We start from the raw sequence: 12152 nt of genomic DNA on the forward strand, positions 1-12152 counted from the left end.
GCGGATTAGCGTCGCGCACCCGCGACGCTTGCCACGAAGCTGTTGGCGCTGGCGCGAAGCTGCCCCAGTTGCGAGTCGAGGTTGCCGAAGCCTGCGCCTGCGTGATCGATTTCGAACGCCACATTTTCGGTATCGACGCGAATGGCGGCGATGGTGGAAGACATGGAGTCGGCGGCGAGCGCGGTTTCATCGACGGCGGCGGTGATCATGGTGACGGTCTGCGCCTGGACCTCCATGGCCTGACGGATACGCTGCGCGGAGGACTGGACCTCGGCGACGGTGTCGCGGATCGAGGCATTGGTGTCGACAGTGGTGCGGGTGGCGGACTGGATCGCCTCGATCTTGGCGGCGATGTCGTCGGTGGCACGCGCGGTCTGGCTGGCGAGCGACTTGACCTCCTGGGCGACGACCGCAAAGCCGCGGCCGGCGTCGCCAGCGCGCGCGGCCTCGATGGTGGCGTTGAGCGCAAGCAAATTGGTCTGGCCGGCAATGTCGCGGATGAGCCCGAGGATCGATTCGATCGACTGGGCGTGCGCCGAGAGCATCTGCGAGATCGAGACGGCTTCGCCCGCCTGCGCCGAGGCGCGCGTGGCGACATCGGCGGCGATCTCGACTTCACTGCGCGCATCCTCGATCGCGCGGATCAGCCCGGCAGCGGTCTGTGCCGCCTCGCGCATCGCGACCGCCGATTGCTCGGCGGCGGCTGCGACTTCCGAAGTCTTGCCATGCATCCCGCGTGCGCTGGACGCCACCTTGCCCGTCTGGACGCGGAGTTCCTCGCTCCCGCGCGAGACGGTTTCGAGCGAGGCGCCGATTTTGGAGCGGAATTCGTCGGCCATCCGCGCGCGTTCGCGATCGTTGGTGCGATCATTATAGCAGGCGAAGAGCGAGCCGGTGACATCGCTTTCGAGTGCGGAGAGACGCAGCAGCGCGTCGATCAGGCTGAACAGGCGGGGATCGTCGTTTGGCACCTTGCGGATCAGGATTTCGAGTGCGGCGCGGTCGCTGGCATTGATCATCGCGCGCAGCGCCGTCGCGCGGACATTCGCGTCATAGGCCTGAATGACCGAGCGTTCGACCGATTCGATCCAGGCCATCTGCTGCGTGTTGCAGAAGCGATCGCGCAGGAAAGTGCAGCCGATCTCGATCATCCGGTCATAATCGGCCGCCGTCCAACTTCCCTCATTGGGAAAGCAGAGCCGCCAGTGATCCCAATAGGCCTTTGATATCGCGTAGGCATCATCCTCGAGGATCGCCCAGAGCTCGCGGGCTGTCGCGATGAGGGTGCCATCCACATCGAAGACCGAGAGGCGATGCGCAATGTCGATCGTCGCGGCGAACGGGGTCGCGTTATTGGCCTCGGCTGCGCTGCTGATGCTGTCGGTCACGTAATGCTCCGCTGCGAATTTGGTCGCGCCCGCTACAGGGCATCCAAATCCAGTAAGCGGAAATGGTTAAAAGCCTGTTAGTTCGGCGATCGGCGCGCAGACGTCATTGTCTGTTTGCATCCGCGCGCGCTTGTCTTAAGGGAGGCGCGAAAATCATGAGGGGTGAGTATCATGACACGCGAGAAGGCCCGCCCGCTTTCGCCGCACCTGACGATCTGGAAATGGGGCCCCGCCATGGCGGTTTCCATCATCCACCGCGTCACCGGCAACGGACTTGCGACAGTGGGGGCCATCGGCCTGGTCTGGTGGCTTGCCGCCGCGGCGAGCGGACCCGAGGCCTATGCCAGCTTCATGGCTTGCGCGACGGGCTGGTTCGGCAAGATCATCGGTATCGGGCTCACCTGGGCTTTCTTCCAGCACCTTTTCGGCGGGCTTCGCCACTTCGTGCTCGATACCGGCGCTGGTTATGAGCTTCAGTCCAACAAGAGCTGGTCGCTGATGGTGTTCGCGGGCGCGATCATTGCGACCATCATCTTCTGGCTCTTCATCTTCTGGAAGGCGCTCTGATGGGTAGCGGAACGGGAATTGGCCGCGTCCGCGGTCTGGGTTCGGCGAAGCACGGATCGAAGCACTGGCTGCACCAGCGCCTCACCGCCGCAGGCAATCTGGTGCTTGTGCTGTGGTTGCTCTTTTCGCTGCTGAGCCTGGGTTCGCTCGAGCACGCGGGCGTCGTTGCCTGGCTTTCAAGCCCGCTTGTCGCGGTCCCCATGATGCTGATGATCGTCAGCGTCTTCTGGCACCTGAAGCTCGGCATGCAGGTGATGATGGAAGACTATGTGCATGACGAGGGGCTCAAGCTGCTGAGCCTTGTCGCAATCAATTTTTATGCGATCGGCGCCGCCGCGCTTGCGCTGTTCTCGATCGCCAAAATCGCCTTCACGGGAGCTGCCGGCTGATGGCTGACGCATCGTACAAGATCATCGACCACACCTATGACACCGTCGTCGTCGGTGCGGGGGGTTCGGGCCTGCGCGCCACCATGGGTTCGGCCGAAGCGGGCCTGAAGACCGCGTGCATCACCAAGGTTTTCCCGACGCGCAGCCACACCGTCGCGGCGCAGGGCGGTATTGCCGCCAGCCTCGGCAATAACAGCCCCGATCACTGGACCTGGCACATGTACGACACCGTCAAGGGGTCGGATTGGCTGGGCGACCAGGACGCGATCGAATATATGGTGCGCGAGGCGCCCGCCGCGGTCTACGAGCTCGAGCACGCCGGCGTGCCGTTCAGCCGTAACAACGACGGCACCATCTATCAGCGCCCCTTCGGCGGCCACATGCAGAATATGGGCGAGGGTCCGCCGGTGCAGCGCACCTGCGCCGCCGCGGACCGCACCGGCCACGCGATGCTGCACGCGCTCTATCAGCAGAGCCTGAAGTACGACGCGGACTTTTTCATCGAATATTTCGCGATCGACCTGATCATGGAAAACGGCGCGTGCCGGGGCGTGATCGCGCTGTGCATGGAAGACGGCACTCTGCATCGCTTCCGTTCGCACGCGGTCGTGCTTGCCACGGGCGGCTATGGCCGCGCTTATTATTCCGCAACCTCGGCGCACACCTGCACGGGTGATGGCGGCGGCATGGTGCTGCGTGCGGGCCTTCCGCTCCAGGACCTCGAATTCGTCCAGTTCCACCCGACCGGCATCTACGGCGCGGGCGTGCTCATCACCGAGGGCGCGCGCGGCGAGGGCGGCTATCTCACCAATTCCGAGGGTGAGCGCTTCATGGAGCGCTACGCGCCGTCGGCCAAGGATCTGGCCAGCCGAGACGTCGTGTCGCGCTCCATGGCGATGGAGATCCGAGAAGGCCGCGGCGTCGGCCCGCACAAGGATCATATCTACCTGCACCTCGATCATATCGATCCCAAGGTGCTGGCCGAGCGCCTGCCCGGCATCACCGAAAGCGGCAAGATCTTCGCTGGCGTCGATCTGACGCGCCAGCCGCTGCCCGTCAGCCCGACGGTGCACTACAATATGGGTGGCATCCCCTGTAACTATCACGGCCAGGTCGTCACCAAGGTGGGCGACGATCCCGAAGTGATCGTGCCCGGCCTCTATGCGGTTGGTGAGGCGGCGTGCGTTTCGGTCCACGGCGCGAACCGCCTTGGCTCCAACTCGCTCATCGACCTGGTGGTGTTCGGCCGCGCTACTGGCCTGCATCTCAAGGAATCGATCAAGCCCGGTACGGCCCACAAGGCGCTGCCCAAGGATTCGGCCGATCTGTCGCTCGCGCGCGTAGACCATTTCCGCAATGCCAAGGGTGGTTCCTCGACCGCGCAGGTGCGCCTCGAAATGCAGCGCACGATGCAGAAGCACGCGGCGGTGTTCCGCGACGCCGCGCTCCTTGCTGAAGGTGTTGAGCATATGCAGGCGGTCAACAAGCGGCTGGCCGATGTCTCGGTCACCGATCGCTCGCTGATCTGGAACACCGACCTCGTCGAAACGCTCGAGCTCGATAACCTGATGTCGCAGGCGGTCTGCACGATGGAAAGCGCCAGCAACCGCAAGGAAAGCCGCGGCGCGCACGCGCACGAGGACTTCCCCAATCGCGACGACGCGAACTGGATGAAGCACACGGTGAGCTGGTTCGAAGGCTGGGGCGGCAAGGGCGGCAAGGTGTCGCTCGACTACCGCCCGGTGCACGATTACACGCTGACCGACGAGGTCGAGTACATCAAGCCGAAGGCGCGGGTGTATTGAGCGACTGATCATTTTAGCGCAAAAGGAAAGGGCCTCCTCGGAGGCTCTTTTTTATTGTCCTTTTTGCATCATTTGTTTTGAGGTGCTGAGATGCGAAATCCTACCGAGCGATGACAAGTTATTGGGCATACGTTTCTCAGAACCCGGTAGCAGCTTACGCTGCAGGGCTAAGCACTCTGACATTCTTGATGGCACTGCCGCTGACGATCGAAAGCTATCGAAAGGCAAGGCGTGATCGTGGGCTACTTCATGTTGAACGAGCCGATCCTGGTTACGTGGTTCAGGAAGGCTGGAGATATGAGAATGTCATAGTAAGTCTAATAAATGTGGGCGGCCCTACCGTTTTAATTACCGGTTATGACATCCGTGTTTATGAGGGCTGGTGGAATACGCTGCTTAAGCGAAATCCCATCATTCACCGTGGTGATGGATGGAAGGTCGCACGAGGGGAGAAGTCGTTTTCTCTCTCGCTTAAGGGTGGCGAGTCTCCGCCGTTTCCGGTGAAATCCGGAGAGCCCACACGACTCGAAATTCACGCCGACAGGCTGTGGATCGACCGACGGCCAAGAAAAGTGATGGCGTGGGTAAAGTTCAGCCATTCCAAAAAACCTCTGAAGATTACCATTCTGCCAAATGACCCTTGGAGTTACACCGATGCTAGGCGGCGTGGACGAATTGGTTGACGTGGACGGTGTGGGTTGATTCAAGGCTGCCTTTTGGAGGCAGGTTTGAGCCGGGGCGATCTGAGCGAAGCAGAATGGCGCGTTCTGAAGGGTCTGCTGCCGATCGAGCCAGAGAACCGAGGGCGCGGCCGCAGGCCTGAGCAGAATCTCTCGATAGTCAACGGCATACTCTGGCGGCTGCGCTGTGGGACTGCTTGGCGCGATGTCCCGCCAAAATACGGCAATTGGAACACGATCTACCGGCGGTTCCGTCGTTGGAGCGAGGCCGGGGTCTGGGAGGCCGTGTCGGTGACGCTTGCCGAGATCATGGCCGACACCGGACACTACAGCATCGACAGCACCACCCTTCGCGCCCATGTCTCGGCAGCGGGCGGAAAAGGGGGACTTGTCGACGCGCTCTTGGCCGCTCGCGGGGCGGGTTCACCAGTAAGCTTCACTGTCTGGCTGATGCCCGAGGACGCCCCGTCGCCTTCCACCTGACTGGTGGTGAAGCCGCCGACTGCACGGCCTATGACACGCTGATCCGCCTGCCGGACCGCGCTCCGGCGGCTCTGCTGGCCGACAAAGGCTACGACACCAACGCCATTCGCGCCGATCTCGCGAGCCGCAGCATACAGGCTGTCATCCCGGCGCGCTCCAATCGCCGAGAAAGGATCGAGCACGATCGGCAGCTCTACAGGCAGCGAAACGGCATTGAGCGAATGTTCGGCAAGCTGAAAATCAATCGTGCCGTCGCCACCCGCTACGATCAAACGCCCTCAAGTTTCCTCGGCATGGTCCATCTCGCTGCCATCCGGCTTTGGATCAAATTCGTCCACGCCGCCTAGGGGGATACAGGATGCCCAGCGAAAACTAGCGACACTTAATGTCCATCGGAAGTCGGATCAGGGTTGGGAGCCCGTGTAAGGGCTCTTGTGTGCTGTTGCGCCCCGAACGATTACCGCCAGCGCAGATTGTCGCGCGACAGTTCCGATACCGATCGCATTCCCATGAGCTTCATGTCGCGTTCGATCTCGTCCCGCAGTCTGCCGAGTGCGCGCTCTACGCCCGGCTGGCCCGCGGCGGCGAGGGCGTAGAGGTAGAGGCGGCCGCCCGAGCACGCCTTTGCGCCGACGCTCAGCGCCTTCAGCACATGGCTGCCGCGGCGGATGCCGCCGTCGCAGATGACGTCGAGCCTGTCGCCGACCGCATCCACGATCTCGGCGAGCTGGTCGAAGGGGGCGCGGCTGCCGTCGAGCTGTCGCCCGCCATGGTTGGAGACCATGATCGCGGTCGCGCCGATGTCGACGGCGCGTTTCGCGTCGTCGACCGACATGATGCCCTTGAGACAGAATTCGCCGCCCCATTCGGCGCGGATGGCTTCGGCCATCTTCCAGTCCATCGACTGGTCGAGCATGGTGTTGAAGTAATCGGCGATCGAGAGCGCGACATTCGTCCCCTCGCTCACGTGATCCTTGAGGTTGGAGAGCTCGAACTTCTCGCGAAAAAGATAGTTGAGCGTCCAGCGCGGGTGCGCCGCGAAGCTCAGCGCCGAGCGCGGTGTGAGTCTGGGCGGCGAGGTGAAGCCCGTGCGCAGGCAACGTTCGCGATTGCCCCCGACGATCGTATCGACGGTCAGCGTCAGCGCGTCGAACTTCGCGTCCCTGGCTCTCGCGATCATCGCATGGTTCAACCCCTTGTCCTTGTGGACATAGAGCTGGAACATCTTTGGCGTGGAGATCATCCCTCCGACATCCTCGATGCTGACTGTCGCCAGCGAGGAGATGCCGAAGAAGGTGCCGAACTTCTCGGCGGCGCGGCCGACGGCGCGCTCGCCCTGCCAGTGGAAGAGGCGCTGGAGCGCGGTCGGCGAGAGGAAGAGCGGCATCGCGATCTTCCGGCCCATCACGGTGGTGCTCATGTCCACGGTTTCGACGCCCGCGAGCACATTGGGCACGAGGTCGCAGCTTTCATAGGCGTCGGTGTTGCGGCGACAGGTCAGCTCGTCGTCGGCGGCGCCGTCGATATAGTGGAATATCGGGCCCGGCAGACGGCGTTTCGCCAGTCGGCGGAAGTCTTCGATATTATGGCAATCGCTCAGCCGCATGCGATGTCCCTCTCAAATGAGGCGCAGCTTGCGCCCCGCCTTGCCGAGCGCCGCCCGGTCTGCATACGGCAGCGCAAAGCGGCATGCCGTCCAGATCGAGGCGGCCGCGATCAGCGTGACGAGCGGTAGCTGGACGATATCGGGTTGGAGCTTGGCCGCGGGTATGGCGAGCGCGAGGCCCGGGAGCGCAATCAGAACGGAACGCAGCGCAGTTCGCGCGAACGGGCGCTCGAAGGGGTGGACGCCGTCGAAGCGGTGGAGCTGGAAGAGCGGGATGATCGCGGCGATGATGAAGCCCGTGCTCGTCGCGAGCGCCATTCCCGTGAGGCCATGGCGTTCAACAAGCGGCACACCCACGAGTGCGGCGGCGGCAAGGCCGATCGCGCTCGCCGCCAACTGCTGGCGATAACCACCGATCACCTGTTGTACCGGGACTGCCGCGCCGAACACCGCCTCTGCCATGCGCGCGAGGATGAGCACGACGAGCGCGGCGTGCGCGGCATCGGCGCCGCGCCCGAACAGGCCGAGAATGGCCTCTCCGCCTGCCGCCATGACGAACCCCAGCGGCACGACGATCGCGAAGGCGAGCCGCGTGGCAAATGCATAGATTGGCTGGACCTCTGCCTTGCCCCCGCGCGCCGCCGCCGAGGCAAGCGGGGCGAGGACATAGGCGAAGGCGGTGCGGACGAGCTGGACGACGCTCGAGACCTTGCGCGCGATCGTATAGAGCGCGGCGGCGGTTGCGCCCGCGGCGCCGGGGATGAGCGCGTTGAGGAAGATCGGCGGCGCGTCGCCGAACAGCCGCGCGACCGCGTTGGCGGGGAGGATTGCGAGTCCCGCGCGGAAGGTCTCGAAGACGATCGGCTCGATCAGCGGGCCGCGGAAGAATAGCCGCAGATCATATTGCCGTGCGAGCAGGCGGATGCTGAGCAGGCAGATGATCCCCAGCGATATGAGATGCGCGACGAACAGCGCCATGATGCCGAAGCCCGCCGCATAGAGCGCCGCTGCCAGAACGAGCCTGATGAGCTGCTCCCAGAAGATGCGCAGCCGTATCTCGGCTCCGAAGACGCGGCGTGCGCGCAGCGCCGAAGTCGCGATCTCGACAAATGCCCAGAGCGGGAGCGCCCATGCGAAGAGGCGCACGGCGTCGACAAGCATCGCCTGGTCGCGCGGCGCCGCGTTGAATAGGGGAGCGACATGTGGCGCGAACAGCGAGATCATCCCCGCAATCAGAAGGCACGGCACGACGCCGATCAGCAGCGCCGAGCGTAGCGCTGCAACGGCGTCGCGCTCGCTCTTCGCCTGCGGCACGACCCGTTGCAGCGAGGAGGTCATGCCGAGATCGGCGATATTCTCGATCAGGTTCACCGCCGCCCAGAGCACGGCGTAAATGCCATAGCCCGCCAGCCCGAACAGCCAGACATAGACGGGCTGCGAAACGATATCGATCACGCCGCCGAGCCGTGCGAGCAGCGTGGTCCCGAGCCCCCTGGCAAAGTCGCGGCTGGTGACGGGTTCGGGGGCTGAGGCGGTCATCGCGGGCGGGTGGCGGCGGGCGGCATGGCGCGGTGATCAACGCACGCGCGGCGCTTGTCAACGGACGCGGCATTGATATTGTCTACTGAATTACTATACAAAGTATCTCTTCTCTCCCAAGGTGTTCCCATGCCCCATCCCAACACGCTTCGCATCGCGCCCGCCGACAAGGCGCGGCTCAAGATCATGTTCCTCGCCAAACACGCGCTGGCGGGGGGCGTGCCCGATGCGGCCGATGGCACGCACGCGGTCTATCATGACGAGATGCTGACGACGCTGAGAGGGATCGGGCTGAGCGTTCGGCCCGCCAACAGCTATGAAGCGCTGTTCGACTGGCCCGACGCCGATTTCGTGGTGACGCTGCTCAACCGCGGCGGCTTTGTGAACAGCGAGATGCTCGCGCCCTTGCTGTTGCGGCGGCACGGGCTCCCCTTTCTGGGCGCCGCGCCGATCCTGCGGGGCTTGTCCGACGACAAGCATCTGATGAAGGCGGTCGCCGCGCGGCGCGGGGTGCCGGTCACGCCCTGGAATATCGTGCGGCAGGGGCAGGGCGGCGTCAGCGAACCGGATTTCGCGTGGGAGCGGCTGGTGGTGAAGCCCAATGCCAGCTCGGCGAGCTGGGGTGTGAAGATCATCGACGACTGGGCCGAGGCGCGCGCGCATGCCGAGAGTATTCTGGATTCAGGGCACGATGTGATTATCGAGCCCTATGCGCCGCTGATCGACATCGCGGTGCCTGTGGTTGGCGCGGACGGACCGTGGCTGTTGCCCGCGTTTGGCTATTACCCCGTCGACCGCCCGGGCGACGTGCGCTCCTACGAGGAAAAGCGCAATCTGATCGCGACGGGCGACGATCCGCTCGAGGCGATCGGCGATCGTGCGCTGATCGTGCGGCTGGAGGCGCATGTGCGCGCGATGCTGCCCGAGCTCTGGCCCTTCGATTACGGCCGCTTCGAGTTCCGCTATGACCCCGTGACGGGCGATGTACGGTTCATGGAAGTGAACCTGTCGTGCAACCTCTGGTCGAAGAAGACGATCAGCCGCTCGGCGCGCTCGCTTGGCGTGAGCCATGCCGAGCTGGTCGAGACGATCGTCGCGCACAGCATGGAACGACAGGGGCTGATCCGCGCGGAGCGGGTGCGGCTGGCGGCGTGATCGGGCGACGCCTCTCTGCGACTAATGGCCCGCGGCCGGCCGACTGTCCCACATCGCAGCCGGCCGAACCGCAGCCCATCCCGTAATTGGGGAAGGCCGCTGGTTTCCGGGAAGCCGACATTCAGCTACGCTACGCTCCGATGCTCGGAAATCCCATTTTTTCGGCTCGACCTCGACTCAATGTCGATCCGTCCCAGGACTGCCGACTCAAAGCGGCAGGAAGCCAGGCTGGAGGCGAAATTTCGTGACGGACAAGACGCCGCGTTCAACTCCCGATCGCCGCAGGCATCGTCTTGCCGCAAGGCTGGCATGGACGCTTCTTGCCATTCTTGCAGTTCCGCTGGCTTATGGTGCGGCCGGCTATGTCAGCGGGTTTATCCCGGTAAATGATAACTGGCGCGAGGCGAAACAGGGCGTCACCATCTATGTCGAAACCAACGGCGTCCACACCAGCCTCATCCTTCCCATTGCTGCCGAAGGAATAGACTGGCGCGGACTGGTATCCCCGAACGACCTCGCCGACCCGCGCTACGCTGGCGATCACTACGGCTTTGGCTGGGGTGAGCGGCGCTTCTATCTCAACACGCCGACATGGGCCGATCTCGATGCGCGCACCGTGATCCGCGCGACGATCGGCAGCGACGAGACACTGGTGCATGTCGACCATGTCGTCCGCCCCTTTCCCGACCGCTGGCGCCGCCCGCTGAGGCTCAGCTCCGACGAGTATCGCCGTCTTTCCGCCTATATCCGCGCGAGCTTTGCGCCGGGGCGCCCCAAACCGATCCCCGGCTACACGCCCAGTGACATCTTTTATGAGGGGCGCGGCCATTATGATGCGATCACGACCTGCAACGAATGGACGGGCGCGGCGCTCCGCGCCACCGGAGTCCGTGTCGGCGCCTGGACGCCGTTCGAAAGCGGCGTGATGCGATGGTTTCGTTAGGCGCTGATCACCTTCTCCAGCGCGTCGGCGACCGTGGTCATGTCGCGTTCGAACTGCGCCTCGAGCGCGGCGTCGTCGAGCGCGTCGAAGGCTGTGACCTGCGGCATTGAGAGGCCGACGCGCAGCGTGCCGCCCCAGCGGCCATCGGGAAGGCGCACGCATTTCACGGGCTGTCCCAGCCGCACGCCGTGATCGACGAGCGCGCGGTGGATGCGCTTGGCCTCGTCGAAATCGGGCTGGCCGGGCATGTGCGATATGTCGATCGTGGACAGCGTGCGCATCTCGATCGGATGCGCGTCGCCCTCGGCGCGTTCGCCGGGCGCATAGGGCGCGATGCGGCGGCCGCCCAGCCGCTCGACCATCGCCTTGCGGACCGCGGCGTGGAAGGCGAGCACAACGCGTTCGACGCGCTCGATACTCAGTGCCTGGAAGCGCTCGAGCTCGAACACCGACGCTTCCAGGCGGAGCAGCAGGCCGAGATTGGACTCGCGTGGAAGCAGGTCGACATCGGGCCAGTTGTCGGGCCATTCGCCGCGGCGGAAGATCTTGCAAAAGGCGATCGGCATCAGCGCTGCCGCCTCGACCGCGGCGCGCGGGACGAGCGCGAAGCCGCTGAAGGGCGGGCCGCCCATGAACTTGGAGCCCGTGAGCAGCACGGTGCAGCCGCGCGCGAGATAATCGTGGATCGCCTGTGTCGTGATGCGCGCCTGGCACGCATCGACGATGAAGCTGACCGCACCGCCATGTTTTGCGGCGAGCGCGTCGATATGCTCGAGCGAGGGCAGGACAAGCCCGGTCTTGGAGCCGTGGACGACATGGACGACGGTGTGGCGGTCTTCGGCCTTCGCCTCGATCACCTGCCGATCGACTTCCTCTGCCACCGACTCGGGGCGCCATGCGGCGCCCAGATCGTCGCGCACGGGAACATTGGTCAGCTCGATCTTTTCGGGGATGCGGCCGCCCACGGGTTCGCCCGGCGCGACCGCGATGTCACGTGCGGTCTGCTTCGCGAAATATTGCCCGCGCGCCGAATAGATGCAGCCGCTGCCCACCTCGTCGGCGCCGAGCAGGATGTTGCGGATGCCGCCCGGCGCCTTTTCCTTGGCAAGCGCGAGGCCGACATATTCTAGATCGGTGCCGGAGGGTGAGAAGACGATCTCCACATCCTCCGCAAGATTGTAGGAGGCGCGGATGCGGTGGCGTAGCCGCTCCAGCGCTTCGGCATAGCCATCGGGCGAAAGCGTCAGATCGGGCGCGATCTCCGCGATCCGGCGGCAGCCATGATCGAAGGCAGGCGCCGAGATGTCGTTCGCGGTCGACGAGGCATAGGCGATCGCGTCCGACGGCCGGGGCTGCGAGAAATACTGGTTGAGGCCCGTTTCCGGGTCGAGGATGATGCGCGCGTCGCCGCCCTGAGTGAGGAGTTCGGCGGCGGAGTCGGCGAAAGCCTGCGCGTTCATCGCGGTGGCTGTCAGTTTCATAAAATTGATCAATCCCTGGGGTCACGCGGAATTTGGGCGCATCTTGACGCCCGCATTGCGGCGAAAAAAAGGCTCGTTGGCGCTTCGACGGTTTATTCCCTATATGCGCCGCGCCG

Annotated in this window: 11 protein-coding genes and 1 pseudogene; 8 read left to right on the forward strand and 4 right to left on the reverse strand. The window is 64.2% G+C overall.

The genetic code is table 11. The features are described 5' to 3' along the window. Window positions 1-5: 5 nt before the first annotated feature. Window positions 6-1388: a methyl-accepting chemotaxis protein gene (locus D3876_RS09240; RefSeq protein ID WP_238475311.1), complete on the reverse strand. Its 1383-nt coding sequence runs from the start codon at window positions 1386-1388 to the stop codon at window positions 6-8. A 171-nt stretch (window positions 1389-1559) separates the two neighbouring features. On the opposite strand from D3876_RS09240, the gene sdhC reads away from it, so the two are divergent. The 6 genes and pseudogenes from sdhC (at window position 1560) to D3876_RS09260 (ending at window position 5659) form a co-directional block, all read left to right on the forward strand. After that, window positions 1560-1955, forward strand: coding sequence for a succinate dehydrogenase, cytochrome b556 subunit (sdhC, locus tag D3876_RS09245; RefSeq protein ID WP_119761607.1), 396 nt, complete (start codon window positions 1560-1562; stop codon window positions 1953-1955). After that, entirely contained in the window at window positions 1955-2344 is a 390-nt protein-coding gene (gene sdhD, locus D3876_RS09250; protein WP_119761609.1) for a succinate dehydrogenase, hydrophobic membrane anchor protein, read from the forward strand. The genes sdhC and sdhD overlap by 1 nt, the downstream gene beginning before the upstream one ends. Next, window positions 2344-4149: a succinate dehydrogenase flavoprotein subunit gene (gene sdhA / locus D3876_RS09255; protein ID WP_119761611.1), complete on the forward strand. Its 1806-nt coding sequence runs from the start codon at window positions 2344-2346 to the stop codon at window positions 4147-4149. The genes sdhD and sdhA overlap by 1 nt, the downstream gene beginning before the upstream one ends. 188 nt (window positions 4150-4337) lie before the next feature. Further along, window positions 4338-4832, forward strand: coding sequence for a hypothetical protein (locus D3876_RS20235; RefSeq protein ID WP_147417628.1), 495 nt, complete (start codon window positions 4338-4340; stop codon window positions 4830-4832). A 45-nt stretch (window positions 4833-4877) separates the two neighbouring features. Beyond that, window positions 4878-5057: pseudogene (locus tag D3876_RS20815) on the forward strand (transposase); the annotation flags it as partial. A 29-nt stretch (window positions 5058-5086) separates the two neighbouring features. Then, a complete protein-coding gene (locus D3876_RS09260; RefSeq protein WP_238475177.1) occupies window positions 5087-5659 on the forward strand; it encodes an IS5 family transposase in 573 nt (190 codons plus the stop codon). A gap of 110 nt (window positions 5660-5769) precedes the next feature. On the opposite strand, the gene D3876_RS09265 is transcribed toward D3876_RS09260, so the two are convergent. Together D3876_RS09265 and D3876_RS09270 are read right to left on the reverse strand one after the other, a co-directional pair. Continuing rightward, window positions 5770-6918 (reverse strand): alpha-hydroxy acid oxidase, encoded by a 1149-nt coding sequence (locus D3876_RS09265; protein WP_119761613.1) that lies wholly within the window; start codon window positions 6916-6918, stop codon window positions 5770-5772. 12 nt (window positions 6919-6930) lie between these two features. After that, window positions 6931-8457 carry a lipopolysaccharide biosynthesis protein gene (locus D3876_RS09270; RefSeq protein WP_119761614.1) on the reverse strand — a complete coding sequence of 509 codons (1527 nt, stop codon included), beginning with the start codon at window positions 8455-8457 and terminating at the stop codon, window positions 6931-6933. 129 nt (window positions 8458-8586) lie between these two features. Between D3876_RS09270 and D3876_RS09275 the strand changes: the two genes are divergently transcribed. Continuing rightward, the gene (locus D3876_RS09275) at window positions 8587-9612 is read left to right on the forward strand and encodes a D-alanine--D-alanine ligase family protein (RefSeq protein WP_119761616.1); all 1026 of its coding nucleotides are present in this window, start codon (window positions 8587-8589) and stop codon (window positions 9610-9612) included. 244 nt (window positions 9613-9856) lie between these two features. Continuing rightward, on the forward strand, window positions 9857-10555 hold the full coding sequence (locus tag D3876_RS09280) for a TIGR02117 family protein (protein ID WP_238475312.1): 699 nt from the start codon (window positions 9857-9859) through the stop codon (window positions 10553-10555). Here D3876_RS09280 and D3876_RS09285 read toward each other — a convergent pair. Continuing rightward, window positions 10552-12036, reverse strand: coding sequence for a hypothetical protein (locus tag D3876_RS09285; protein WP_147417629.1), 1485 nt, complete (start codon window positions 12034-12036; stop codon window positions 10552-10554). The two genes, D3876_RS09280 and D3876_RS09285, sit on opposite strands and share 4 nt — an antisense overlap. Between the last annotated feature and the right edge of the window lie 116 nt (window positions 12037-12152).

Source organism: Sphingomonas cavernae (genome assembly GCF_003590775.1).
Taxonomy (GTDB): Bacteria; Pseudomonadota; Alphaproteobacteria; order Sphingomonadales; family Sphingomonadaceae; genus Sphingobium_A; species Sphingobium_A cavernae.